The sequence below is a fragment of the Streptomyces sp. NBC_00414 genome, from assembly GCF_036038375.1.
Taxonomy (GTDB): Bacteria; Actinomycetota; Actinomycetes; order Streptomycetales; family Streptomycetaceae; genus Streptomyces.
The window spans coordinates 6,474,474-6,500,274 of the sequence record NZ_CP107935.1 but is presented as its reverse complement, the minus strand read 5'-3'; the positions used below and the strand labels follow the sequence as shown (position 1 = coordinate 6,500,274).

Below are 25,801 nucleotides of genomic sequence, written 5' to 3'. Positions count from 1 at the left end.
GCGCTCCCTTCGAATGGGTATAGACCACTCTCCCGCAGAGGCGGTGAAACAATCCCCCTCATGGCGGAAATCATCCAACGGGACGGCACGTGGACCTTCGACGGCGACGCCCTGCGGCTGGTGCCGGGCCGCGACAAGAACGTGGGCGTACTGCGCAAGTCCCTGGGTGAACTGGCGGTGCCGCTGGGGGCGTTGGCGGGCATCTCGTTCGAGCAGGGCAAGAAGTCGGGCCGGCTCAGGATGCGGCTGCGGGACGGCGCCGACCCGCTGCTGCACGCGACCGGCGGGCGGCTCACGGACTCCTCCGATCCCTACCAGCTGACCGTCGACTCGGACCGGTACGGCGTCGCCGAGTACTTCGTGGACGAGATCCGCAACGCGCTGCTCCTGGACGAGGTACCGGCCACCGCGGTCGACCGCTATCTGCTGCCGGGGCCGGCCGTGCCCCTGTCGGTCTCCGCCGGTGACGGCACCGCGAGCTTCGACGGGGAGCATGTGCGGCTGGAGTGGAACTGGAAGACGGAGGAGGCGAAGTCGGCGGCGGGCGCCCGCACGCTCGCGCTGGCCGACATCCAGTCGGTGGAGTGGCAGCCGGCGGTGGGCCTGGAGAACGGGCATCTGCGCTTCGCCGTCCGGGGCGCACCGACGAAAGCCCCGCCGAAGTACGACCCGAACGCCATTGAGCTGTGGGGCTTCAAGAAGGACCCGCTGATGGCGCTCGTCGCGGCGGCGGTCCAGGCCCGCCTTCCCCACCCGTCGTCCCCGCCCGCGACTCCGGCGGAGACGCCCCGACTCGCGGCGCCCCCTTCGCCGGACCACGACGCCCTGCTCCGCCGCCTCCGCGAACTGGGCGACCTACGCAGCGCGGGCGTCCTGACGGACGAGGAGTTCACCCTCGCCAAGCAGGCGATCCTACGGGGCATGTAGGCGGGGCGGGGCGCGGCCCGGCGGGGGCTGCCTGCGCAGTTCCCCGCGCCCCTGAAGACCAGCTGGGTGCGGGCCGGTGAGGGCGGGCCGCGCCGTTCCCCGCGCCCCCAAAGACAAAAGACTGCGCCGTTCCCCGCGCCCCTCGAAAGCGGGGCTGCGCCCCTGCTCTTGGGTCGGGGGGTACGGATGACATCACACCTCGGCCCCCACCCCCCAGGGGCGCGGGGAACGGCGCGGCCAGCCCCCACCCACCCGCACCCCACAATCAGCCTCACCCCGCGGAGCGAACCCGTCGCGCCACAGTGAACCGATCCACTTCCTCCCCGGTCTCGGCGATCCCCGTGACCTTGAGCGTCGCAAGCCGCCCCCTGGCAGCCGGCACGACATCCACCCTCAGGAACGAGTAGTCCAAGTACCGAACCCGCGACCACGCGACGGTTTCCGTCTCCCGCCCCCCGTCCGCGAGGCACACGAACGACGACACCGAGTCGTTCTCCTTCTCATGCCCCTCGTACGACTCGTCCGCACTGAACGCGTACAGACTCCGCCCCGCCGCCCCCGCGGTCACGTACACGACACCGTCCGTCTCGGGATACGCCGTCCCCCCGATCGGCAACTCCCTGGCGACCTTGTTGCCCTTGAGCACATCGGTCCGCTCGTACACATGGTTGTGCCCGTTGATCACCAGATCGACGGTGTACTTCTCGAACAGCGGCACCCACTCCTGCCGCACCCCGCCCTCGGACGCGTGCGCCGTCGACGTGCAGTACGCGCAGTGGTGGAAGAAGACGACGACGAAGTCGATCCCCTTCGTGGCCCGGTACTTCTTGAGCTGCGCCTCCAGCCATTTGCTCTGCGTGCCGCCGGAGATCCCGAGGTTGGCCGGGATCTCGAAGGAGATGTCGTTGGCGTCCAGCGAGATGACCGCCGTGTTGCCGTGCACGAAGGTGTAGACGCCCGGCAGGTTCTTCTTGTCGGGCCCGTTCCCGGGGAGCCGCCAGCGGGCCTCCTCGCCGCCGTAGCCGTTCGGCGAGTACCAGGCCTCCATGTCGTGGTTGCCGTACGACACCATCCACGGCACCTGCTTGGCGACCGACTCGGTCTGCGCGAGGAACTGGTCCCAGACACGCGAGTCGAACCCGGTGTCCTCCTTCTTCCCCATGCCGACGGGGTCCGCGTACGCGATGTCCCCGGCGTGCAGGTGGAAGGCGGGCCCCTGCGCCAGGATCAGGCTGTCGTTGGCGAGCCCGTGATAGCTGACGCCCTGGTCGCCGAAGGCGGTGAAGGTGAACGGCTCGGCGCGGTCGGGCGCGGTGGTGAAGGTCCCGATCGTGCCCGCGAACCGCGGCTCCGCCGGGTCGAAGCCCTCGTGCCCGACACCGTAGTAGTACGTGCGCCCGGGCCGCAGCCGGCTCAGCTCGGCGTGCAGGTAGTACTGCGTGTGGTCGCCGCTCGCCCCCACCCCGGCCGGGGTGAAGAGGGTACGCACCTCGGCCTCGATCTTCCGCGACAGGTCCCAGGGGTGCGCACCGATCCGGATGTAGGGCTTCCGCACCGCGACCGGGACCTGCCAGGAGACGGTCATCTCGGTCCGCGCGTCGGCCCCGTACGCGAGGTGGCGGCCGAACGGTGCGACCAGCGCCCCGTCGACCCTCTCCGCGGCGGAAGCGGGCGCAGTGACAACGCTGCGGCCGGCCGCCTGCGCACTCACCCCCGGCAGAAACGCGCCACCCACGACGGCGCCCATCGTGACGGCCCCGCCTCTGATCATCGTGCGCCGGGAGAATCTGGAGTGCAGATACTCGTGCTGCTCGGCCATGCTCATCCGCTCGGCGAGCTGCTCCGGGATCCCCATACGTGGAATGTCCATGGCTTGAAAGGTGCTCCCGGCAACCATCTGTCCGCGGGCCGCAGGGTGAACAGGCCCCGAACAGGCTCCCATAAGAGTTTCAACAGCCCCTTGCCCGAAATCGGGCAGGATTCTTGCGATTGCCCGCGCTTTACCTCAGGATCAACGGGTGCACGACGACCTTGTTGACCATCTCACGCGTTCCTCGGCGCTCAGCCGGGGCGAGGCGCTGCGGGTGATCCAGGACGTGCTCGCCTACTTCGACGAGACGACGGAGGACTACGTCCGTCGCCGCCACCGGGAGCTCCAGGCACAGGGCCTGGTCAACTCGGCGATCTTCGAACGGATCACGGCGGATCTCAAATACCGCGCGGTCGCACCGCCGGAGCTCACGCTCCGGCAGGTACGCCGCATCGTCTACGGCTAGGAACTTTTCTGTATGTGCGGAATCGTGGGATACATCGGCAGGCGCGACGTGGCGCCGCTTCTCCTGGAAGGCCTGCAGCGCCTGGAGTACCGCGGCTACGACTCGGCCGGTCTCGTCGTGACGTCGCCGAAGACGGCCGGTCTGAAGATGGTCAAGGCCAAGGGCCGCGTCCGTGACCTGGAGGCCCGCGTCCCCAAGCGCTTCGCCGGCACCACGGGCATCGCGCACACCCGCTGGGCCACCCACGGCGCCCCCTCCGACGAGAACGCGCACCCGCACATGTCGGCCGACAACAAGGTCGCGGTCGTCCACAACGGCATCATCGACAACGCCTCCGACCTGCGCAAGAAGCTGGAGGCGGAGGGCGTCGAGTTCCTCTCGGAGACCGACACCGAGGTTCTCACGCACCTCATCGCCCGCTCCCCGGCCGAGAAGCTGGAGGACAAGGTCCGCGAGACCCTCCGGCTGATCGAGGGCACGTACGGCATCGCCGTGATGCACGCCGACCACGCGGACCGCATCGTGGTCGCGCGCAACGGCTCCCCGGTCGTCCTCGGCATCGGCGAGAAGGAGATGTTCGTCGCCTCGGACATCGCCGCGCTCGTCACCCACACCCGTCAGATCGTCACGCTCGACGACGGCGAGATGGCGACGCTGAAGGCCGACGACTTCCGTACGTACACCACCGAGGGCACCCGTACGACGGCCGAGCCGACCACCGTGGAGTGGGAGGCCGCCTCCTACGACATGGGCGGCCACGACACGTACATGCACAAGGAGATCCACGAGCAGGCCGAGGCCGTGGACCGGGTGCTGCGCGGCCGGATCGACGACCGGTTCTCGACCGTGCACCTCGGCGGGCTGAACCTGGACGCCCGCGAGGCGCGCAAGATCCGCCGCGTGAAGATCCTCGGCTGCGGCACCTCGTACCACGCGGGCATGATCGGCGCCCAGATGATAGAGGAGCTGGCCCGTATCCCCGCGGACGCCGAGCCCGCCTCGGAGTTCCGCTACCGCAACGCCGTCGTCGACCCCGACACGCTGTACGTGGCGGTGTCCCAGTCCGGTGAGACGTACGACGTGCTGGCCGCCGTGCAGGAGCTGAAGCGCAAGGGCGCCCGGGTCCTCGGCATCGTGAACGTCGTCGGCTCCGCCATCGCCCGCGAGGCCGACGGCGGCATGTACGTGCACGCCGGGCCCGAGGTGTGCGTGGTCTCCACCAAGTGCTTCACGAACACCACGGTCGCCTTCGCGCTGCTCGCCCTGCACCTGGGCCGCACCCGCGACCTGTCGGTCTCCGACGGCAAGCGGATCATCGAGGGCCTGCGCAAGCTGCCCGGCCAGATCACGGAGATCCTCGACCAGGAGGACGAGATCAAGAAGCTGGCCGAGCAGTACGCCGAGGCCCGCTCGATGCTCTTCATCGGCCGGGTACGCGGCTACCCGGTGGCCCGTGAGGCCTCGCTGAAGCTCAAGGAGGTCTCGTACATCCACGCCGAGGCCTACCCCGCCTCCGAGCTGAAGCACGGCCCGCTCGCGCTGATCGAGCCCGCGCTGCCGACGGTCGCGATCGTCCCGGACGACGACCTGCTGGAGAAGAACCGCGCGGCCCTGGAGGAGATCAAGGCCCGCAGCGGCAAGATCCTCGCCGTGGCCCACCAGCACCAGGAGAAGGCCGACCAGACGATCCTCGTCCCCAAGAACGAGGACGAACTGGACCCGATCCTGATGGGCATCCCCCTCCAACTCCTCGCCTACCACACGGCTTTGGCCCTGGGCAGGGACATCGACAAGCCCCGCAACCTCGCGAAGTCGGTAACAGTGGAATAGGCCCCATCAGGGCCGCGGGGAACGGCGCGGTCTTTTGCCTCCAGGGGCGCGGGGAACTGCGCGACCAGCCCCCACCCACCCGCAGAGGCACCGCAACAGAACGGACCCCCACGTGTAGCCACCAGACACGCGGGGGTCCGTTCATTCACCGGGGCCGCCCAAAACCCCGGCCGGCTGCCAACTACCGGTAACCGTCACGCTCCGGCCGGCAGCATGCCGTCCTGCGACGGCAAACCTGCCCCCTATATGCCCTTCACAAGTACACGAACACATCTACGCACGAGTAGTTTTCCCGTGCCGGGAAAGGGAGTTGGGCACGCCCCGGCACACACTCCACCTGGGACGGAACCGAGCCGCGGACCAGGTTACGGAATGACGACCACAGGCCGCTGCGCCCGCTTGGCCAGCCGCCCCGCGACCGAGCCGAAGATGCGCCCGACGATCCCGTGGGTCGACCCCACCACGATCGCGTCGGCCTCGTACTCCCGCCCCACCTCTTCGAGTTCGTGGCAGATGTCGCCGCCGCGCTCGACGAGGATCCAGGGGACCTCGGCCAGGTATTCCGCGCAGGCGAGCTCCAGCCCGAGCACCTCGGTGCGGTGGTCCGGCACGTCGACGAAGACCGGGGGCTCGCAGCCGGCCCACACCGTGGTGGGCAGCCGGTTCGCGACGTGCACGATGATCAGGCCCGATCCGGAGCGGCAGGCCATGCCGATCGCGTACGCGAGGGCGCGCTCGCTCGATGTCGAGCCGTCGAAGCCCACGACGACACCGTGCTTGAACGCCGGGTCGCAGGACTGGCGTGCCTCTTCCGCCGCCAAGGGCTCGGCCGCCGTGGGATCGGCGACGGGGCGCTTGCGGTCCGCGGGTTCGAATTCGTGACCGGCCATGGGTGTCTCGGCGTTCGGATCCTCTTGGGTGGGCCGACAGGAGCTGCGGAGCTGTGTCCGGGAATCATCTTCCCAACCCCATACCCCCAAGGGTACGGCGGCACGCCTCCTCTGCCCAGATCCCGCTCTCGACGCGGGAGGGTTCCCCGGAGCATGCCCGAGAGGACGCCCATAACGCAATGGTTGCTGCCCCGTACAGCCGTTTTGCACAGCCTCCCCCGTTCGAGGGGGCACAGCCCTCAAGGGTCACAGGGACGACGCAACAGGCCGCGCAACCGCCGAAGGGGCGCGGGGAACGGCGCAATCCTTTGGGCCGCGCAACCGCCGAAGGGGCGCGGGGAACGGCGCAATCCTTTGGGCGGCGCAGCCCCCGAAGGGGCACGGGGAACGGCGCGACCAGCCCCCACCGGGACGCCCCGAGACACACCCCCCGGGGGCGTCCCGGGGGTGTGCCCGGAAAGCTCCGGGCACACCCCCGGGACGCCCCCCGTGACCGCCCGCTCGAACACGCGTTGAACCCCGGTAAGCCACCGCTCAGGGAGGAGCCCCACCGTGCCCGGACGCCCCACGACCGCACCCCACCCTCCCGCCGGCAAGGGCACCGCGCAGGACACGGTGACCGACCTGGTCCGCTGGGCGGCCTTCAGCTGTGTCCTGGTTCCGGTGATCCTCGTGGGGTACGGGGCCTCCTTGGCGGGCGCGGCCGGCACGGCCCTGGGCCTCGCCGCGGTGACGGGCGCCTGCCGGGTGCTGCTGCGCCGGTCCGAGCGCGGCGCGGCGCCCCTGCGCACCGCGGAGCCGACACCGCATCATGTGCTGCACGTGCAGCACGACGGGGCCGGTGCCGTTGACCGTCGCGGAGGCCGTCACGCCGGTGGAAATACGCCGGTTGACTGACCGGTTTGTGCGCACGCGCCCGCTGCTTTTCAGCCAACTTCTATGCCCTGCGCATCCCTTGGCCGAACAGGCCCCCAACCCCCGTTCGACCTGCACCGAAAGGGTCCAGTAGGGTGCCCGCACCCTACTGGGACCGGCCACGGGGACGAGGCGCACTTCCCTGTGCGGCCCACGAGTGCAACGCTTCGTGATCGAATGCTTCACGCCAAGTTGCCATGTCGACAATCTGCCGAGTGCTGAACTGGCCACCTCGGCACCACACGACACAGTAGATTCGATCTTGACGTCTTACGGCGGGGGACTCGTGCAGGACCGAGGGGAAACGTGCAGGAGCGACACAACCGAGGAGCCGCGACCACCGAGGGGGGCTTAGCAGGATGAGCCACGACTCCACTGCCGCGCCGGAAGCCGCGGCCCGGAAACTTTCCGGGCGACGCCGCAAGGAGATCGTCGCGGTGCTGCTGTTCAGCGGCGGCCCCATCTTCGAGAGTTCCATACCGCTGTCGGTGTTCGGTATCGACCGCCAGGACGCCGGCGTGCCGCGGTATCGACTACTGGTGTGCGCCGGTGAGGAAGGCCCACTGCGGACCACAGGAGGCCTCGAACTCACCGCGCCCAACGGGCTGGAGGCGATCTCCCGGGCAGGCACCGTTGTCGTGCCCGCCTGGCGGTCGATCACCTCACCGCCACCGGAGGAGGCACTCGACGCACTGCGTCGGGCACATGAGGAGGGCGCCCGCATAGTCGGGCTGTGCACCGGCGCCTTCGTGCTCGCCGCGGCGGGACTGCTGGACGGCCGTCCCGCGACGACACACTGGATGTACGCACCGACGCTGGCCAAGCGCTATCCGTCGGTGCACGTCGATCCCCGTGAGCTGTTCGTGGACGACGGCGACGTGCTGACGTCGGCGGGCACCGCGGCCGGGATCGACCTCTGTCTGCACATAGTGCGGACGGACCACGGGAACGAGGCGGCCGGAGCGCTGGCCCGCCGTCTGGTGGTGCCACCCCGGCGCAGTGGCGGCCAGGAGCGCTATCTCGATCGGTCTTTACCGGAGGAGATCGGCGCCGACCCGCTCGCGGAGGTCGTCGCCTGGGCACTGGAGCACCTCCACGAGCAGTTCGACGTGGAGACGCTGGCGGCACGCGCGTACATGAGCAGGCGTACGTTCGACCGCCGGTTCCGCTCGCTCACCGGGAGCGCTCCCCTGCAGTGGCTGATCACGCAGCGGGTGCTCCAGGCGCAGCGGCTCCTGGAGACGTCCGACTACTCGGTGGACGAGGTCGCGGGCCGCTGCGGGTTCCGTTCGCCGGTGGCGCTGCGCGGGCACTTCCGCCGCCAGCTCGGCTCCTCCCCCGCGGCGTACCGTGCCGCGTACCGGGCGCGCCGCCCGCAGGGTGAGAAGCAGACCGACCCGGACGGCTCGCCGCCACCACCGCCGCCGGTGCCCCAGCACGAGCCGCCCGTACCGTTCCAGACCCGTCGTACGGCGGCCGCCCACGCGGTCGGCCCGGCGACGTCGTCCCTCTCCACGGACGCGGGACGGCCGGGCGCGGAGCTGTACGTGGCCGGGCGGCACAGCCTGCCTGGCCAGCGGAGCGCGCCGTAGCACCGTGCAGTGGCGTTGCGCGCCGGCCCCGGACCCGCTGCGGTCCGGGGCCGGCGCCGTTCCCGGACCCTGGTTTCGCGGGGCCGCGCCTCGCGGGTCGCGGCTCCGAGGCACCGCCGGTCGCGACTGCCGAGGTCCCGGGCCTGCCCGGGCGGGTGAGCGGGCCGTAGGGTGAGCCCATGAACGATCGCATGGTGTGGATCGACTGCGAGATGACCGGTCTCTCGCTGTCGGACGACGCGCTCATCGAGGTGGCCGCGCTGGTGACGGACTCGGAGCTCAACGTGCTGGGCGAGGGGGTGGACATCGTGATCCGTCCGCCGGACGCCGCGCTGGAGACGATGCCGGAGGTGGTGCGCACCATGCACACGTCCTCCGGTCTCCTCGACGAGCTGGCCGCGGGCACGACCCTGGCCGCCGCCGAGGAGGAGGTCCTCTCCTATATCCGTGAGCACGTCAAGGAACCGGGCAAGGCCCCGCTGTGCGGGAACTCGGTGGGCACGGACCGGGGCTTCATCCTCCGGGACATGCCGACCCTGGAGAGCTACCTCCACTACCGCATCGTGGACGTCTCCTCCGTCAAGGAGCTGGCCCGCCGCTGGTACCCCCGGGCGTACTTCAACAGTCCCGACAAGAACGGCAACCACCGCGCGCTGGCCGACATCCGCGAGTCGATCGCCGAGCTCCGCTACTACCGCGAGGCGATCTTCGTCCCGCAGCCCGGACCCGACTCGGACACGGCCCGCTCCATCGCCTCGAAGCACGTCCTGCCTGCGCGGTAGTCCCCGCCGTAAAGGCGGGAGCGAGCACCCCTTCGGACCCTGTACACTTTTTCTCGGCCGGTCGGTGAACCACTTTTGGTGAACCACACGCAGAATCGCCGGTCATGGTGGGTGTAGCTCAGCTGGTAGAGCACCTGGTTGTGGTCCAGGATGCCGCGGGTTCAAGTCCCGTCACTCACCCTGAATGATCAGAGGCCCGAACCGCGAAAGCGGTTCGGGCCTCTGACGCTTTCCGGACGCTCGCCAGGGACGACGGCCGTCACCCCCGCGCCCGCGTCTACGACGAGCGCCGCGCCACCAGCTCCGTGGGAAGGACCAGCTGCCGTCGCTCCAGGCCCCGGGAGACCGCGGGGCGGCGGTCCGCGATCTCGTCCATCAGCAGGCCGAGCATCGCGCGGCCCATGTCCTCGATCGGCTGGCGCACGCTCGTCAGGGGCGGGTCCATGTGGCGGGCGATCGCCGAGTCGTCGTAGCCGACGAGGGCCACGTCCTCGGGTATGCGGCGGCCCACCTCGCGCAGGACCTGCCGGGCGCCGGCCGCCATCACGTCCGACCCGGCGAAGACCGCGTCCAGGGTCGGGCAGACGGCGAGCAGTTCCGTCATCGCGCGACGGCCGCCCTCCTCGGTGAAGTCCCCCGGCACGATGAGGCGTTCGTCGACCTCGTGGCCCGCGTCACGCAGTGCGGCGCGGTAGCCGTCCACGCGGCGCTGGGCGCCGAACACGTCGAGGCGTCCGGCCAGGTGGGCTATGGTGCGCCGGCCCTGGGCGATGAGGTGCTCGACGGCGAACCGGCCGCCGCCGAAGTTGTCCGAGTCCACGGACGGCAGCGTCTCGTCCGCCGACCTGCGACCGCTGATCACCGCCGGGATCTCCAGCTGGGCCAGCAGATCGGGCAGCGGGTCGTCCGCGTGGACCGAGACCAGCAGGACCCCGTCCACCCGGTGCGCCGCCAGGTACTGGGCCAGCCGGGCCCGCTCCCGGTCACTGCCCGCGAAGATCAGCAGCAGCTGCATCTCGGTGTCGGAGAGCGCCGCGCCCACGCCCCGCAGCATGTCGGAGAAGTACGGCTCCGCGAAGAAGCGGGTCTCGGGCTCGGGGACGACCAGGGCGATCGCGTCGGTGCGGTTGGCCGCGAGGGCCCGGGCCGCCGTGTTCGGCACGTACCCCAGTTCCGCGACGGCCGCCTCCACGGCCGCCCGGGTGGCGTCGCTGACCCGTGGCGAGCCGTTGATCACGCGGGAAACCGTGCCGCGGCCCACACCGGCGCGCGCGGCGACCTCTTCGAGGGTCGGCCTCCCGCCGCTCCGGCTCCTCGCTCCGTGGACTGCCATGGTCCGCCTCCCGTCCGACGCGGTCACCACCGCGTTTGGCCTGGAATCTAACAGCCGTGATCGGGGCCGGGCTCGCGGAGAGAGTGCCTCCACTTACCGGCCGTCCCCTGCCGGCGTCCGGGGGGTCACTCCGAGGCCGATCCGGAGCCTTCCCGAAGCCGTCCTGCAATCGTCCAAGAACTACTCTCCCGGTCTCCGACCGAGTTAGCTAACAGGCCGATAACTGAAGACATGTCTCTGCGTCCTCTCCCTTGACACCCCCGCGCCGAGCGACGAACCTTCAACACATCACCTGTGGGAGCGCTCCCACAGTACCTGACACATACACATCCCGCACGTTCCCCGCCCGAGCCGCAGCATGAACTAACGGGCCCAACAACGCAGTTGGCCGGGGGGTCGGCACGTCAGGCAACAGGAGGACGCAATGCGCACGAGTACCCGCGGGTCCCGCAGGCTGATGGCCCTCGCGGCCGTAGCCGCGCTGACGACGGGGCTGCTCGCCGGCTGCGCCGAGGACTCGGACGACGGGTCGTCGGACTCGGACGGTGGCAGCGGCGGTGGCAAGACCACGCTGACCATCGGCACTTTCGGGGTCTTCGGCTACAAGCAGGCCGGCCTCTACGACGAGTACATGAAGCAGAACCCGGACATCACGATCAAGGAGAACGTCACCACTCGTACGGACGTGTACTGGCCGAAGACGCTCACCCGTCTGCAGGCCGGTGCCGGTACCGACGACATCCAGGCGATCGAGGTCGGCAACGTCGCCGAGGCCGTACAGACGCAGGGCGACAAGTTCGTCGACCTCGGCAAGGACGTCGACAAGTCCCAGTGGCTGGACTGGAAGACCGCACAGGCCACCACCAAGGACGGCAAGACCATCGGACTCGGCACGGACGTCGGTCCGATGGCGGTCTGCTACCGCAAGGACCTCTTCAAGAAGGCGGGCCTCGAGACGGACCGCGTCAAGCTCGCCGAGCAGTGGAAGGGCGACTGGTCGAAGTACGTGGACGTCGGCAAGGACTACATGAAGAAGGCGCCCAAGGGCACCAAGTTCGTGGACTCCGCCTCGTCGGTCTACAACGCGGCTCTCGGCGGCGAGAGCGAGCGGTACTACGACAAGGACGGCAACGTCATCTGGGACAAGTCCTCCGGAGTCGAGAAGGCCTGGGACACCTCGATGGAGGTGGCGACCAGCAACATGTCGGCGAAGCTGAAGCAGTTCGACAAGCCGTGGGACCAGGCCTTCGCCAACGGCGGATTCGCCACGGTGGCCTGCCCCGCGTGGATGCTGGGCTACATCCAGGAGAAGTCCGGTGACTCCGGCAAGGGCAACTGGGACGTGGCGGCGGCGCCCACCGCGGCCAACTGGGGCGGCTCGTTCATCGGTGTGCCCACGGCGGGCAAGCACCAGAAGGAGGCCGTCAAGCTGGCGAAGTGGCTGACCGCACCCGAGCAGCAGGCGAAGGTCTTCGCCAAGCAGGCGAGCTTCCCGTCGGCCCCGTCGGCGTACGCGAGCCTGAAGCCTCAGGCCGCCACCACGGCGTTCTTCTCGGGCGCACCGATCACGCAGATCTTCTCCGACTCGGCGAAGACCATCCCGACGCAGATCTTCGGCATCAAGGACCAGCCGATCAACACCGCCATCTCGGACATCGGCATCCTGCAGGTCGAGCAGAAGGGCAAGACCCCGGACCAGGGCTGGGACGCGGCCACCTCGGAGATCAAGGACGTGCTCGGCCAGTGACCAGCTCCAAGCAGGCTCTCGCGCGATCCGCGCCGAGCGCCGACGCCGCGCCCGGCTCCCAGCCGGGCGCGGCGCGCCGTGCTCATGGTCGCGGTACACCGCCGCCGGGCCCCGGTTCCTGGCGCAGCCGGCTGTACCGCTGGGACATGAAGGCGTCGCCGTACGCGTTCATCGCCCCCTTCTTCATCTTCTTCGGTGCCTTCGGGCTCGTCCCGCTGCTCTACACGGCCTGGTACTCCCTGCACAACGTGCAGCTGAACAACCTGGACCAGCAGACCTGGGTGGGCCTGGACAACTACCAGAACCTGCTGTCCTCGGACTTCTTCTGGAACGCGCTGCAGAACACCTTCACCATCGGTCTGATCTCGACCGTGCCGCAGCTGATGATGGCGATCGGAATCGCGCACCTGCTCAACTACAAACTGCGCGGCTCGACCATATGGCGCGTCGTGATGCTCACCCCGTACGCCACCTCGGTGGCGGCCGCGACCCTGGTGTTCGTCCTGCTGTACTCGTGGGACGGCGGCATGATCAACTGGCTGCTGCACTTCGTCGGGGTGGACCCGATCAACTGGCGTGAGTCGACCTGGGGTTCGCAGTTCGCCGTCTCCTCGATCGTGATCTGGCGGTGGACCGGCTACAACGCCCTGATCTACCTCGCGGCGATGCAGGCGATCCCCGCCGACCTGTACGAGTCGGCGTCCCTGGACGGCGCGGGCCGCTGGCAGCAGTTCCGCCATGTGACGATCCCGATGCTGCGGCCGACGATCCTGTTCACGGTGGTCGTCTCCACGATCGGCGCGACGCAGCTGTTCGGCGAACCGCTGCTGTTCGGCGGGGTCAGCGGCTCCAAGGGCGGCTCCGGGCACGATTACCAGACGCTCGGCCTGTACATGTACGACCAGGGCTGGATCATCGGCAACCTCGGCAAGGCGTCCGCGATCGCCTGGACGATGTTCCTGATCCTGCTGATCGTCGCCGCGATCAACCTGCTGATCACCCGACGGCTGAGGAAGTCCCAATGACCACACGTGAACTGACGCCTCCTCAGGCACAGGCGAGCGCGGCGGAGAAGGTCGGCCGGACCGGTTCCGGGCGCCGCCGGCTGATGGGCGCGGGCAAGCAGCTGCACGCGGGGCCGCTCACCTATGTCGTCCTGTCCGTCCTCGCCTTCATCTCGGTGGCGCCACTGCTGTGGACGGTGGTCGCGGCCTCGCGCACCAACCAGCGGCTCGCCGAGACGCCACCGCCCCTGTGGGTCGGCGGGAACCTGTTCAAGAACCTTGAGACCGCGTGGACCGAGGTCAGTCTCGGCACCGCGATGCTCAACAGCGTGATCGTCGCCGGGACCATCACCGTCGGCACGGTCCTGTTCTCCACGCTCGCCGGGTTCGCCTTCGCCAAACTGCGCTTCAAGTTCTCCAACGTCCTGCTGCTGCTGACCATCGGCACGATGATGATCCCGCCGCAGCTGGCGATCGTCCCGCTGTACCTGTGGATGAGCGAGCTGGGCTGGTCCAACCAGCTGCAGACGGTCATTCTGCCGACCGTGGTCAGCGCCTTCGGCACGTTCTTCATGCGGCAGTACCTGGTGCAGGCGCTGCCCAGCGAGCTGATCGAGGCAGCGCGGGTCGACGGCGCGAGCAGTCTGCGCGTCGTGTGGCACGTCGTCTTCCCGGCGGCGCGGCCGGCGATGGCCGTGCTCGGACTGCTGACCTTCGTGATGGCCTGGAACGACTTCCTGTGGCCGATCATCGCGCTCAACCAGCAGAACCCCACCGTGCAGGTCGCCCTCAACTCGCTCGGCACGGGCTACATCCCCGACCAGTCGGTGATCATGGCGGGTGCGCTCCTCGGCACCCTGCCGCTGCTCATCGCCTTCCTGCTGTTCGGCAAGCAGATCGTGGGCGGGATCATGCAGGGCGCGATCAAGGGCTGAGCCCCGCGCTCCTGCCCGCCGGACCCGGCCCCGCCGTGCCCGACCGGACGGGGCCGAGCCGCCGTGCCCTGCCGACGGGGGTCGAGCCGCCGGCGCCTCGACCCCTCCCTCCTCCGACCCCATATCCCTGGTCCCATACGACCTTCCTCCCATGGGAGCGCTTCCATGCCCGAGCCCGAAACGCCCGTGACCTTCCCGCCCGCATTCCTCTGGGGCTCCGCGACCTCCGCGTACCAGATCGAGGGGGCGGTGCGGGAGGACGGCCGTACGCCCTCGATCTGGGACACCTTCAGCCATACGCCCGGCAAGACGGCCGGGGGTGAGAACGGCGACGTCGCCAACGACCACTACCACCGGTACCGCGACGACGTGGCGATGATGGCGGACCTGGGGCTGACCGCGTACCGCTTCTCGGTGTCCTGGTCCCGGGTGCAGCCGACGGGCCGCGGCCCCGCCGTCCAGCGCGGGCTCGACTTCTACCGCCGGCTGGTCGACGAGCTGCTCTCCCACGGCATCAAGCCCGCGGTCACCCTCTACCACTGGGACCTCCCCCAGGAGCTGGAGGACGCGGGCGGCTGGCCGGAGCGCGACACGGCACTGCGCTTCGCCGAGTACGCGCAGATCGTCGGCGAGGCACTCGGGGACCGCGTCGAGCAGTGGATCACGCTCAACGAGCCCTGGTGCAGCGCGTTCCTCGGTTACGCGTCCGGTGTGCACGCCCCGGGCCGCACCGACCACGAGGCGTCCCTGCGGGCGGCGCACCACCTCAACCTGGCGCACGGTCTCGGCACCAAGGCCCTGCGCGCCGTGATGCCCGCCCGTAACAGCATCGCGGTGAGCCTCAACTCCTCGGTGGTCAGGCCGCTGACCCAGGACCCCGCCGACCTGGCGGCGGTCCAGCGCATCGACGACCTCGCCAACGGGATCTTCCACGGCCCGATGCTGCACGGCGCGTACCCGGAGACCCTCCTCGCGGCGACGGCCTCGGTGACGGACTGGTCGTACGTGCAGGACGGCGATCTCGCCCTGATCAAGCAGCCGTTGGACGCGCTCGGCCTGAACTACTACACGCCGACGCTGGTGTCGGCCGCCCCGGCGGACGCGGCGGGCCCCCGCTCGGACGGCCACGGCGCGAGTGAGTTCTCCCCCTGGCCGGGCGCGGACGACGTGGCCTTCCACCAGACCCCCGGTGAGCGCACCGAGATGGGCTGGACGATCGACCCGTCGGGCCTGCAGGACCTGATCATGCGCTACACCCGCGAGGTGCCGGGCCTGCCGCTGTACATCACGGAGAACGGCGCCGCGTACGACGACAAGCCGGACCCGGACGGCCGCGTCCACGACCCGGAGCGCATCGCCTACCTGCACGGACACCTGCGCGCGGTCCGCCGTGCGATCGCCGACGGCGCGGACGTGCGCGGCTACTACCTCTGGTCCCTGATGGACAACTTCGAGTGGGCGTACGGCTACGGCAAGCGCTTCGGCGCGGTGTACGTGGACTACGCGACGCAGGCCCGCACACCGAAGTCGAGCGCCCTCTGGTACCGCGAGGCGGCCCGCACCGGCGAGCTGCCGCCGGTGAACCCGATCGAGTAGACGCCCCTCCTGGGGGAAGCGGGCGGGGGCGGGGCGCGGCACATGGCGAGGGGAGTGCCGCGCCCCGCGTACGCGTGCGCGCGCCCCGGCCGGGTGGGGGGGAAGGCCGGCCGGGGCGCGCGACCCCCGCGCGGGCATGACCTCCTGCGGGGGCGTTCGGGGCTGCCGGTCAGGGGCTGCCCGTGGGCGGCCCGACCGGGGCTACTTGTAGGCGGCGAAGGCCTTCGAGAAGGCGCCCGCGTCCTGGAGGACCGAGCTGCAGGTCGCGTCGGCGGTGGGCTTGGTGCCGCCGGGGCACTGCTTGTCGCGGGTGGCGGACCACAGGGAGAGCCAGCCGAGCCCCTTCGACTTGGCGAAGGCCACGAGCTGGGTGGCGTCCTCGACCTTGAAGATCTCCGTCACCACGTCGTTGACGCCGATCATCGGGGTGACGGCGACCGCCTTCCAGGCGGCCGGGTCGGAGAGCCCGAGGACTGCCTTGATCTGCGCCTGGGTCGCGGTGGCGGCCTGCTCGGCGTAGGTGCCCATGTCACCGCTGTACGCCGGTCCGTAGTCCATCGCCATGATGTTGACCGTGTTGATGGCGACGCCGTTCGACTTGGCGTCGGCGAGCAGGCTCACACCGTCCTGGGTGAGGCCCTCGGGCATCACGGGGAGGGTGAACGAGACGTCCAGGCCGGGGTGTTCGCTCTGGAGTTTCGCTATCGCCTTCGCCCTGCGGGTGTTCGCCGCCGTGTCCGGGAGCGCCCCGCCCTCCACGTCGAAGTCGACCTTCGTCAGCTTGTACGCGTCCACGGCCTTGCCGTACGCCGCCGCGAGGGTGTCCGCCGACGAGCAGTTCAGCGCCAGTTCGGAGCCGGAGGCGCCGCCGAAGGAGACCCGCACGTCCCCTCCCCCGGCACGCAGCTTGCCGATCTGCGCGGCGACCGCGTCGCTGCCGAGGTCCGTCACACCGCCCCACTTGGGGGTGCAGCCGCCGCCGTCCGTGACGAAGGCCAGGTTGTAGTCCTTCACCCCGGTGGCCGCGGAGTGGGCGAGCAGGTCGAAGGCGGGGTAGAGGGAGGTGTCGACGTAGGGGGCGAAGCCGGCGCCCGCGGCCGTACCGCTGCCGGTGGTCCCGGAGGGGGTCGGGGTCTTGGTGGCGGTGGCGGTCGGAGTGGCCTTCGGGGTCTCGGTGGCCTTCGTCGGCTCCGGTGAAGGGGACGAGGTCTGCGTCGGACGGCCCGTGGGTTCCGGGGTCGCGCCGTCGTCCACCGAGCACTTGGTGCCGTCGACGAGACAGCCGGTCGGGTCGCCGGAGCCCCCGACCACGAAGCCGACGGTCACCGTCTCGCCCTTGCCGAGCCCGTCCTGGTCCCAGGACGGGGGCTTCACGGTGACGTGCCGGCCGCTGACCTTCGACTCGGCGTTCCACAGCGAGCTGAGCTTCGCGCCGGACGGCAGGTCGAACTCCAGCGTCCAGTCCTTCTTCGTACCGGCGCTGTCGTTCGTCACGGCGTACTGGGCGGTGTAGCCCGTCGACCAGTCGCTGGTCCGGGTGTACGCGGCGCCGACGCCCGCCGCCTGTGCCGTACCGGAGAACACGAGGGCCCCGCCGCCGACCACGGCCGCCGCGACCACGCCGCCTATCGCCTTGTTCCTGCCACTGGCCATGCGCCGGTGCGTGCTCATCGCGTGCCTGCCTTCGCTGTTCACGGGGGCCTCGGTCTGCTGCGGATTCCCGTGGACGGGACCGAGGGTGGGGTGCGGCAGCACGCTAGCGAGCCGGAACCAGGCAAAACGCCTGATCCGGACGGGACCTGCGGTTCTTAGGGTGCGCTTAAGGAAGGGATCGGGGACGGTTAAAGGTCGAGACCAATTTGGCGGGTCTGCGCCGTCGCACCGAGCCCCGGTGACCTCGCCGCTCCGGCTCCCGTCCGTCCAGCTGGATCCAGATCCTGACCTCGGTGCCGCCCAGCACGGAACGGCCGATCCGCACGTCCCCGCCGGTCGACTCCGCGAGCCGGCTGACGATGTCGAGGCCGAGCCCGGTCGAGCCGTCGGCGCCGGATCCACGGCCGCGGGCCATCGCCGCCTGCGGGTCGGCTATCCCCGGGCCCGCGTCCGAGACGAGGACGATCACCGCGTCCTCGCCGTTGTGCACGTCGACCGCGAACGCCGTGCCCTCGGCCGTGTGCCGGAACACGTTCCCCAGCAGCGCGTCGAGCGCCGCGACCAGGTCGGCGCGGGCCACGGGTATCCGTACGGGCCGGTCGACCCCGGCCACCCGCACCTTGCGTCCCTCGTCCTCCGCGAGCGCCGACCAGAAGTCCATGCGCTCCCGGACGACCTCGGCCGCGTCGCATCCGACGCCCACACCGGCCGCCGCGGTCTGCGGCTTGGCGTCCCGGGCCGTGCGGATGATCGTGTCGACCTCGCGCTCCAGCTGGGCGACCGCTGCCCTGGTCTGCTCGGCGGCCGGCCCGTCGCCGAGCGAGGCCGCGTTCAGCCGCAGCACGGTGAGCGGCGTACGCAGCCGGTGCGAGAGGTCGGCTGCCAGCTCCCGCTCGTTCGCCAGGAGTTGGACGACCTGGTCGGCCATGGAATTGAAGGCGACCGCCGCGAGCCGCAGCTCGGTCGGCCCCTCCTCGGGCACCCGGGCGCCCAGCTTCCCCTCCCCCAGCTCGTGCGCGCTCTCCACCAGTCGCTGCGCGGGCTGCACCATCCGCACGCCGAGCCGGTCGGCCACCGCGACCGAGCCGACGATGAGCGCGACACCGACCCCGGCGAGGACGGCCCAGGCCGTGCCCAACCCGTTGGTGACCTCCGCCTCGGGGACGTACACCTCGACGACCGCGATCTCGCCCGAGCTGAGCGCGACCGGCTGCAACAGCGTGGAGCCGCCCGGCACTTCGGTGGTGGAGGCCCGGCCCAGCTTCCGGGTCGTGGCGATGTCCTTGCCGGCGGCCCGCTGTCTGCCGATGTCGACCGCCTGCTGCTCCGCACCGGCGCCGCTGCCACCGGCTTTACCGCTGCCACCGCTGTCGTCGTCAGCGCCGCCGCTCGCGGGTATGTGCACCGCCATTCCCGAGTCCGAGGCCGCCGAGGCGACGACCTTCTCCAACTCGTCCCGGTCGGTGGTGATCGAGAGCGCGGGGGCGATGGCCGCCGCCTCCCGCTCGGCGTTCGAGAACGCCCGGTCCCTGGCCATCTCCCTGATCACCAGGCCGAGCGGGACCGCGAAGGCCACCACGACCATCGTGGTGACGGCCACACAGACCTTGACCAGCGCCCACCTCATCGCGCCGGCTCCGTGCCCGAGGGCCCACGCAACCCGCCCTGCCCCGGGGGCTCCAGCTTCACGCCGACCCCGCGCAGGGTGTGCAGATAGCGCGGCCGGGCCGCCGTCTCGCCCAGCTTCCGCCGCAGCCAGGACAGATGGACGTCGATCGTCTGGTCGTCCCCGTAGGACTGCTGCCACACCTCGGCCAGCAGTTCCTTGCGCGCCACGACGACACCCGGCCGCCCGGCGAGGAAGGCCAGCAGGTCGAACTCGCGCCGGGTCAGATCGAGTCGTACGCCGTCCAGTTCGGCCTGGCGGCGCAGCGGGTCGATGGTGAGGCCGCCGACCCGCAGCTGCGGCGAGGGCGGCGGCTCGCCGGCCGAGGAGCGGGCGCGGCGCAGGACCGCCGCCATCCTCGCCGACAGGTGCTCGACCGAGAACGGCTTGGTCAGGTAGTCGTCCGCGCCGTCATTCAGCAGCCGGACGATCTCCGTCTCGTCGTCCCGCGCGGTCGCCACGATCACGGGCACGTCGGTGATGCCGCGCAGCATCTTCAGCGCCTCCGACCCGTCCAGGTCGGGCAGGCCGAGATCCAGGATCACGACGTCGAAACGGAAATGGGCGACCTCGCGCAACGCCTCAAGGGCCGTACCGACACTGCGCACCGTGTGCGCGGCCTCGGTCAGATGCCGGATGAGGGCGGAGCGTACGAACTGGTCGTCCTCGACCACGAGCACACTTGCCATGGCCCGCACCGTACGCCAATACGCGGGACCGGGTCCGGGACCTGTGGACAACTGCCAGGACGACGGGCACACGGGACACACACGGGGCTCGTGGGGCAGGATGGCCCGCGATGCGCAGAGGACTCGTACACGTACTGGCTTGGTCGCTCGCCACGGGCGCGGCGGTCACGCTGTCGTGGTGGGGTGTGCACACCGTCATGACCGGGACGGCCTACGATCCGCCGCGGGCCCTGCCGATCGCGGCGGACGCCGCGCAGGGGGCGAAGCCGCTGTCGTCCTCGACGAGCCGGCCGGAGTCCCCGGCGGGACCGACGGCCTCGCCGTCGAAGAGCAGGTCGCCGGAGGCGAGCCATTCGCCTTCGGCCGTGCCCTCGCCGTCGCCGTCGCCGTCGCGCTCCAAGCCGGTGAGTCCGGCTCCCGACGCGGGGGCCTCCGGCGAGGTGAAGAGTTACGACACCGACGGAGGGCGGGCCGTCTTCGACCTCGGGAAGACGTCCGCGTCGCTGGTGTCCGCCACGCCCGCGTCGGGGTGGTCGATGCAGGTGTGGAAGACGGAGACGTGGATCCGGGTGGAGTTCTCGTCCGGGGCCGATCGGGTTTCGGTGTTCTGTACGTGGCACGACTCCGCGCCGCGGGTCGAAGTCAACGACTACTGAGCGCCCCGGGAGGGGTGGGTCGCTGTTCTTCACGGGCCGGTGGGGGCTTGTCGCGTCCACGCGGCGGAGCCGCGCAATGTCGAGGCCCCGCGCCCCTAGAAGCAGCGGGCCTGCTGTCGCCCGGGCCGATATGGGCCACGCGGTATCCCCTACCGGAAAACGGAGGGTGGGGGTGCCGGGGACGCCACCGCCGACTCGTCCGTCACCGGGGTCGCTCCGCCGGTGAAGTCCCTCAGCGCCTTGCCGTGTTCGACTCTGGCCGGGTGGGCGTCGGAGGCCGCTCGGCGGGTCAGTTCCGGTACGGGGAGTGGCTGGTCGGAGGCCACCAGGACGGCGTTGCCGAAGCGTTTGCCGCGCAGGACCGTCGGGTCGGCGACGAGGGCGAGTTCGGGGAAGACACCGGCCGCGGTGGCGATCTGGGCGCGCAGGTGCGCCAGGGGCGGGCCGTCGGCGAGGTTGGCGGCGTACAGTCCACCGGCCTTGACGACCCTGCGTACGTCGGTGAGGAATTCGCCGGACGTCAGATGCGCGGGCGTGCGCGCCCCGCTGAACACGTCCGCGATGACCAGGTCCGCCCAGCCGTCCGGCACCTTGGCGAGCCCCTCGCGCGCGTCGACGGAGCGCACCCTGATCCGGGCGTTCGGGTCCAACGGCAGCTCGCGCCGGACCAGTTGGACGAGCGCCGCGTCCCGTTCGACGACCTGCTGGGTGGAGCGGGGGCGGGTCGCGGCCACGTAGCGGGCGAGGGTGAGGGCGCCGCCGCCGAGGTGCACGGCGTGCACGGGCTTGCCGGGCGGGGCGACCAGGTCGATGACGTGTCCGAGGCGGCGCTGGTACTCGAAGCTCAGATACGCCGGATCGTCGAGGTCGACGTGGGACTGCGGGGCCCCGTCGATGAGCAGGGTCCACGCCCGCGCGCGCTCCCGGTCGGGCAGCAGCTCGGCGAGCCCACCATCAACGCTCTCGACAACGGCTTCACTCGCCACACGCCGGTTCTTACCCTTACCCATCCCCCCATTATCGGCCGCACGGAGAAGACCGCCTCAGCACCAGCCCACCCCAGGGGCGCGGGGAACGGCGCAATCTTTTGCCTTTAGGGGCGCGGGGAACGGCGCGACCAGCCACAGCGAACCCGCAGCCGACATCACGACACCAAGCCCAAGCGCACCCCCCGCCCACCTCAACGGCAGTTGTCCGCGGCCTCGATCAGCCGAGCCGCCTCCCCCAACGCCGCCCGCAGCACCGCAGGATCCGTCGCGAGGTCCGCCTCCCCCGGCGGCAGCAGCCAGTCCGACCCCTCGACAGGCGGCTCGGGCGCCAACCGCACCCCCCGCCCGTCGGTCGCGGTGCACGTACTGCCCGGGACGTCCCAGGCGGAAGCCGTGCCGGGCGGCACCAGGAACCCGAGGGTGTCGCAGTTGTCGTCGTGCAGAACGGGCCCGACCGCCTCGGCCGCGGCGCCCCGGCGCAGGATGTCGACGGCCTCCAGCCCCTGCCGGGCCGGCACCGTGACGAGATCGCACGGGTCCTCGGGGCCCTCACCCCGCTCACCACCGGACAGCATCGGCGGTGAACAGGAATCGATGCTCTGCCTGATCTCCATCCTGGCTTCCATCCTGGCCTCCACCACGGAACCCCTCCTCGATCGAGCACACCACATGGTTCAACGCTGTACCTCGTCAACGGCTACGGCGAAACTCGGCCGCAAAGGATGGCAGTTCATGGCGGATCAGGGATGAGATATCCGTTTTGTAGCCAAACCCCGCGTGGTGGGCTCGTCACAGCGGGTACGTTCGTGCCCGCCGGAACACAGGTGCGGATCGATCAACCACATGATCAACTCGCCCCGTTTCCGGCGTGGTTCGACGGTTCGCGAGAGAGGGCCCGGCCATGGCGTCGTCACCGATGACCTCGTCGTCCCAGTCACCTCGGCCGCCACGGCCGAATCTCGCCTTCCGGCGGCTGCGCGGACAGCGCTCGCCCGGCGAGTTCGCCGCCGCGGTGCGGCGGGCGGCCCGGGAGATCGACGAACGGGTCAGCTGCGACGCGCGCTACATCGGGCGGGTCGAGGCGGGCGAGATCCGCTGTCCCAACTACGCGTACGAGCGTGTGTTCCTGCACATGTTCCCCGGTCGGACACTGACCGACCTGGGGTTCGTGCCCCGTTCGGCGGTGCGCGGACGGGGGGCGCGCACCGCCGGTGGGGCGCCCGCTCCACACACCACGAGCCCGCCGTCCGCCCCGCATGAGACGGACGGGGCGTGCGAGCCGTATCTGACGACACACGGCACGCACGACCCCGACCACCCGCACCACCCGCACCACCCGCAGAACCCGTACGACCCACACACCCCGTACGACCCGTACGACCCGCATGAGATCGACGATCAGAACCACGAGGAGAGCGACGTGCAACGTCGCGCATTCATGAGCGGCGGTACCGCCACGGTGGCGGCCGCCTCGCTGGGCCCCTGGGGGCTCGCGTTCGGCGGCACGGCCGAGGCCGCGCCGCGTTCCGTGCGCCGCGCCGGCGAAGCCGAGGCGGGGGCGCTGGAAGAGGCCGTCCGCAAGATCCGGCTGCTGGACGACCGGCACGGCGCCGACGGGCTGTACCGGAGGGCGGCGGCTCCGCTGCGGGCCGCGTACGCCCTGCTGGACGCCGGTGCGGCGCGGCAGGCGACCACGGAGCGGCTGCACACGGGCGCCGGTGAACTGGCCATCTCGGTCGGCTGGCTGGCGCACGACTCGGGGCGGTTCGACGACGCCCGCTCGCACTACGCGGAGGCGCTCGCGACGGCCCGGGTGGCCAGAGACCCGGCCCTGGAGGCGCACGCCTTCTGCAACACGTCCTTCCTCGCCCGGGACGCGGGACGGCCACGCGAGGCGGTACGGGCGGCCCAGGCGGCGCAGTACGCGGCGCGCCCTCTGGGCTCGGCCAGGCTCCTGTCGCTGCTCGCGCTGCGCGAGGCGGGCGGCTGGGCGGGGCTGGCCGACCGCACGGGCTGCGAACAGGCACTGGCACGGGCGCAGGCCCTCTACGGGCGGGGTCCCTGTGACGCCGATCCGGAGTGGATGAGCTTCTACGGAGACGCCGAACTGGCCGGCCTGGAGGCGCAGTGCTGGTCGACGCTCGGCGACTGGCAGCGCGCGGCCCACCAGGCACGCCGGGCGACCCGGCTCCTCCAGGACCCGCACTTCGCCCGCAACCTCGCGCTCTACACGGCCGAACTCGCCGACGACCTGGCCCGCGCCGGTCACCCCGACGAGGCCGCCTCGGCCGGGCTGCGCGTCCTGGACCTGCTGGACGAGGTCCAGTCGTCCCGGGTGCAGACGATGCTGGCGGGGACGGCCAGGGTCCTGCTGCCGCACCGCCGCGCCTCAGGGGTGTCGGACTTCCTGGAACGGCACGCCGCGCTGCCGCGGCCGGCCTAGAACCTGCCGGAAGCGCACGGGGCGCTCATTCCGGATCCGCCCTGGCTACGAGGTCAGGTGGCCGCAGTCGTTCCAGGTCTCGATCGCGGGCTCCCCGTAGGCCCAGCCCAGGACCGAGAGGGACGTGGGGTTGAGGCGGACGCGGGCCGCGAAGTCGATGTCCAGGCCGAGCCAGCGGGCACCGATCGAACGCAGGATGTGGCCGTGGGCGAAGACCAGCACGTCACGCTCCTCGGAACGGACCCACTCGACGACCTCGTCCGCGCGCGCGGAGACCTCGGCGAGGGTCTCGCCCCGGGGCACTCCGTCCCGCCAGATCAGCCAGTCGGGGCGGTCGGCCCGGATCTCCTCGGGGGTCATGCCCTCGTACGCGCCGTAGTCCCACTCCATGAGCGCGTCCCAGGGGGCCGCCCGGTCGCCGAAGCCGGCGATGTCACACGTCTCACGCGCGCGTGCCAGCGGACTGGTGCGGATCTCCACCCCGGGGAGCCCGCCCAGCGGTGCGCGGCGCAGGCGCTCGCCCAGCAGCTCGGCGCCGCGTCTGCCCTCGTCCAGGAGAGGGATGTCGGTCCTGCCGGTGTGCTTTCCGGACAGCGACCATTCGGTCTGTCCGTGCCGGGCCAGCAGGATGCGCGGTGCCATGAAAGGGCCTTTCCGGGAAACTCGAGCGGTGAACCGCAGAAGAACGAAAGATGGATCACTGGATGAAGCACTGAATGGTCACTCAATGGATCACTCCATCATCGCGCACGTGCGCGAGAGGCAACCTGAGGGGCGATCTCAGCGTCTTCGAGCACCGGGGGCGCTCCCACAGGGGAAGCGCACAGACCGTACATTGGTCCGCGGCACTGCGGGCGGGGGAGCAGGAGGGGGAGGAATCGGATGCTGCGGACCGATGCACCAGTCAGCGAGGCGGCACCACGAACCCGCCTCCGTTGGTGGACCGAGCTGCCCCTGATCCTGCTGGTGTACGGGGCGTACTCAGCGGGACGGCTGCTCGCGCGCGGGGATGTGACCCATGCGGTCGACCACGGCCTGGCGATCCTGCGGGTGGAGAAGTTCTTCTTCCTGAACGCCGAGCACCCGCTGAACCGCCTGTTCACCCGTGAGCCCTGGCTCGGCATCCCGGCGGACTTCTGGTACGCGTCGCTGCACTACATGGTCACGCCCGCCGTCCTGGTCTGGCTGTTCCGGTCCCGTGCGGTGCGCTACCGGGCCGCCCGGACCTGGCTCATGACGTCCACGTTCATGGGCCTGATCGGTTTCACCCTGCTGCCGACCTGCCCGCCGCGGCTGCTGTCGGCGAGCCACGGATTCGTCGACACGATGGCCCAGTACAGCGACTACGGCTGGTGGGGCGGCGAGGCGAGCGCGCCGCGCGGACTCGGCGGCATGACGAACCAGTACGCGGCGATGCCGAGCCTGCACTGCGGCTGGGCCCTGTGGTGCGGCGTGATGCTGTGGATGTACGGCGGCACCCGGCTCACCAAGGTCGCCGCGGTCCTGTATCCGCTGATCACCACCATCGTGGTGATGGGCACCGCCAACCACTACTTCCTCGACGCGGTCGCGGGCTTCGTCGTCATGGGCGCCGGGTTCCTGCTCACGCGGCCGGTGCTGCGGCTCGCGGACAAGGTCCGGGCGCGGTACGGGATCCGGCCCTTCGCACCGGCCCTCGGGAGTCCCCCGGTCGTCGCCCCGGCCGCCTCGCACGACACAGGTTCCTCAATTGTCAGTGCAGGGTGCCAGACTGCCCCGGGTGAGCGACTTCCCCGACAGCGCAAGGTCCCAGCCACCCCGGGTACCGCCGAGCCGGGAGCCGAACCGGCAGTCAGTCCCGCCGACGCGGGGGACGAGACTCCGGCACCGGCTCGCTGA

22 protein-coding genes and 1 tRNA gene are annotated in these 25,801 nt (G+C 70.7%); 14 read left to right on the top strand and 9 right to left on the bottom strand.

Features of this window, described 5'->3' with window-relative positions:
- Nucleotides 1-60: 60 nt before the first annotated feature.
- Nucleotides 61-927 (top strand): DUF4429 domain-containing protein, encoded by an 867-nt coding sequence (locus tag OHS59_RS28300; protein ID WP_328496166.1) that lies wholly within the window; start codon nucleotides 61-63, stop codon nucleotides 925-927.
- Between the two features lie 271 nt (nucleotides 928-1,198).
- On the opposite strand, the gene OHS59_RS28295 is transcribed toward OHS59_RS28300, so the two are convergent.
- Nucleotides 1,199-2,782: a purple acid phosphatase family protein gene (locus OHS59_RS28295; protein WP_328499398.1), complete on the bottom strand. Its 1,584-nt coding sequence runs from the start codon at nucleotides 2,780-2,782 to the stop codon at nucleotides 1,199-1,201.
- Nucleotides 2,783-2,945: 163 nt separating this feature from the next.
- Between OHS59_RS28295 and OHS59_RS28290 the strand changes: the two genes are divergently transcribed.
- Nucleotides 2,946-3,203 (top strand): hypothetical protein, encoded by a 258-nt coding sequence (locus tag OHS59_RS28290; RefSeq protein ID WP_189775796.1) that lies wholly within the window; start codon nucleotides 2,946-2,948, stop codon nucleotides 3,201-3,203.
- Between the two features lie 12 nt (nucleotides 3,204-3,215).
- On the top strand, nucleotides 3,216-5,033 hold the full coding sequence (glmS, locus tag OHS59_RS28285; RefSeq protein ID WP_328496165.1) for a glutamine--fructose-6-phosphate transaminase (isomerizing): 1,818 nt from the start codon (nucleotides 3,216-3,218) through the stop codon (nucleotides 5,031-5,033).
- A 365-nt stretch (nucleotides 5,034-5,398) separates the two neighbouring features.
- Here glmS and OHS59_RS28280 read toward each other — a convergent pair whose 3' ends face one another.
- On the bottom strand, nucleotides 5,399-5,923 hold the full coding sequence (locus tag OHS59_RS28280; RefSeq protein WP_269247318.1) for a universal stress protein: 525 nt from the start codon (nucleotides 5,921-5,923) through the stop codon (nucleotides 5,399-5,401).
- 552 nt (nucleotides 5,924-6,475) lie between these two features.
- Between OHS59_RS28280 and OHS59_RS28275 the strand changes: the two genes are divergently transcribed.
- The 4 genes from OHS59_RS28275 to OHS59_RS28260 all read left to right on the top strand — a co-directional run bounded on the left by OHS59_RS28275 (nucleotide 6,476) and on the right by OHS59_RS28260 (nucleotide 9,392).
- Entirely contained in the window at nucleotides 6,476-6,820 is a 345-nt protein-coding gene (locus OHS59_RS28275) for a hypothetical protein (RefSeq protein WP_328496164.1), read from the top strand.
- Nucleotides 6,821-7,197: 377 nt separating this feature from the next.
- Nucleotides 7,198-8,430: a helix-turn-helix domain-containing protein gene (locus OHS59_RS28270; protein ID WP_328496163.1), complete on the top strand. Its 1,233-nt coding sequence runs from the start codon at nucleotides 7,198-7,200 to the stop codon at nucleotides 8,428-8,430.
- A gap of 179 nt (nucleotides 8,431-8,609) precedes the next feature.
- Nucleotides 8,610-9,212, top strand: coding sequence for an oligoribonuclease (orn, locus tag OHS59_RS28265; protein WP_328496162.1), 603 nt, complete (start codon nucleotides 8,610-8,612; stop codon nucleotides 9,210-9,212).
- 107 nt (nucleotides 9,213-9,319) lie between these two features.
- Nucleotides 9,320-9,392, top strand: a tRNA-His gene (locus tag OHS59_RS28260).
- A 97-nt stretch (nucleotides 9,393-9,489) separates the two neighbouring features.
- Here OHS59_RS28260 and OHS59_RS28255 read toward each other — a convergent pair.
- Entirely contained in the window at nucleotides 9,490-10,545 is a 1,056-nt protein-coding gene (locus OHS59_RS28255; protein WP_328496161.1) for a LacI family DNA-binding transcriptional regulator, read from the bottom strand.
- A 424-nt stretch (nucleotides 10,546-10,969) separates the two neighbouring features.
- On the opposite strand from OHS59_RS28255, the gene OHS59_RS28250 reads away from it, so the two are divergent.
- From OHS59_RS28250 to OHS59_RS28235, 4 genes are all read left to right on the top strand, one after another.
- Complete coding sequence (locus OHS59_RS28250; protein ID WP_328496160.1) at nucleotides 10,970-12,292, top strand: ABC transporter substrate-binding protein; 1,323 nt, start codon at nucleotides 10,970-10,972, stop codon at nucleotides 12,290-12,292.
- Nucleotides 12,289-13,317, top strand: coding sequence for a carbohydrate ABC transporter permease (locus OHS59_RS28245; protein WP_328496159.1), 1,029 nt, complete (start codon nucleotides 12,289-12,291; stop codon nucleotides 13,315-13,317). Before OHS59_RS28250 ends, OHS59_RS28245 begins: the two co-directional genes overlap by 4 nt.
- A complete protein-coding gene (locus OHS59_RS28240) occupies nucleotides 13,314-14,231 on the top strand; it encodes a carbohydrate ABC transporter permease (RefSeq protein ID WP_443061513.1) in 918 nt (305 codons plus the stop codon). Before OHS59_RS28245 ends, OHS59_RS28240 begins: the two co-directional genes overlap by 4 nt.
- A gap of 165 nt (nucleotides 14,232-14,396) precedes the next feature.
- The gene (locus OHS59_RS28235; protein WP_328496158.1) at nucleotides 14,397-15,827 is read left to right on the top strand and encodes a GH1 family beta-glucosidase; all 1,431 of its coding nucleotides are present in this window, start codon (nucleotides 14,397-14,399) and stop codon (nucleotides 15,825-15,827) included.
- A gap of 201 nt (nucleotides 15,828-16,028) precedes the next feature.
- Here OHS59_RS28235 and OHS59_RS28230 read toward each other — a convergent pair whose 3' ends face one another.
- From OHS59_RS28230 to OHS59_RS28220, 3 genes are all read right to left on the bottom strand, one after another.
- A complete protein-coding gene (locus OHS59_RS28230) occupies nucleotides 16,029-17,498 on the bottom strand; it encodes a glycoside hydrolase family 18 protein (protein WP_328496157.1) in 1,470 nt (489 codons plus the stop codon).
- Nucleotides 17,499-17,646: 148 nt separating this feature from the next.
- Nucleotides 17,647-19,107: a sensor histidine kinase gene (locus tag OHS59_RS28225; RefSeq protein WP_328496156.1), complete on the bottom strand. Its 1,461-nt coding sequence runs from the start codon at nucleotides 19,105-19,107 to the stop codon at nucleotides 17,647-17,649.
- Entirely contained in the window at nucleotides 19,104-19,835 is a 732-nt protein-coding gene (locus OHS59_RS28220) for a response regulator transcription factor (RefSeq protein WP_328496155.1), read from the bottom strand. The genes OHS59_RS28225 and OHS59_RS28220 overlap by 4 nt, the downstream gene beginning before the upstream one ends.
- A 110-nt stretch (nucleotides 19,836-19,945) precedes the next feature.
- Between OHS59_RS28220 and OHS59_RS28215 the strand changes: the two genes are divergently transcribed.
- Nucleotides 19,946-20,491, top strand: coding sequence for a hypothetical protein (locus OHS59_RS28215; RefSeq protein WP_328496154.1), 546 nt, complete (start codon nucleotides 19,946-19,948; stop codon nucleotides 20,489-20,491).
- A gap of 149 nt (nucleotides 20,492-20,640) precedes the next feature.
- Here OHS59_RS28215 and OHS59_RS28210 read toward each other — a convergent pair whose 3' ends face one another.
- Together OHS59_RS28210 and OHS59_RS28205 are read right to left on the bottom strand one after the other, a co-directional pair.
- Nucleotides 20,641-21,501, bottom strand: coding sequence for a spermidine synthase (locus tag OHS59_RS28210; protein ID WP_328496153.1), 861 nt, complete (start codon nucleotides 21,499-21,501; stop codon nucleotides 20,641-20,643).
- A gap of 170 nt (nucleotides 21,502-21,671) precedes the next feature.
- A complete protein-coding gene (locus OHS59_RS28205) occupies nucleotides 21,672-22,094 on the bottom strand; it encodes a hypothetical protein (RefSeq protein ID WP_443061654.1) in 423 nt (140 codons plus the stop codon).
- A gap of 287 nt (nucleotides 22,095-22,381) precedes the next feature.
- Here OHS59_RS28205 and OHS59_RS28200 point away from each other — a divergent pair, with 287 nt between their 5' ends.
- On the top strand, nucleotides 22,382-23,923 hold the full coding sequence (locus OHS59_RS28200; RefSeq protein WP_328496152.1) for a hypothetical protein: 1,542 nt from the start codon (nucleotides 22,382-22,384) through the stop codon (nucleotides 23,921-23,923).
- 45 nt (nucleotides 23,924-23,968) lie between these two features.
- Here OHS59_RS28200 and OHS59_RS28195 read toward each other — a convergent pair whose 3' ends face one another.
- Nucleotides 23,969-24,565: a histidine phosphatase family protein gene (locus tag OHS59_RS28195; protein ID WP_328496151.1), complete on the bottom strand. Its 597-nt coding sequence runs from the start codon at nucleotides 24,563-24,565 to the stop codon at nucleotides 23,969-23,971.
- A 240-nt stretch (nucleotides 24,566-24,805) separates the two neighbouring features.
- Between OHS59_RS28195 and OHS59_RS28190 the strand changes: the two genes are divergently transcribed.
- Entirely contained in the window at nucleotides 24,806-25,801 is a 996-nt protein-coding gene (locus OHS59_RS28190) for a phosphatase PAP2 family protein (RefSeq protein WP_328496150.1), read from the top strand.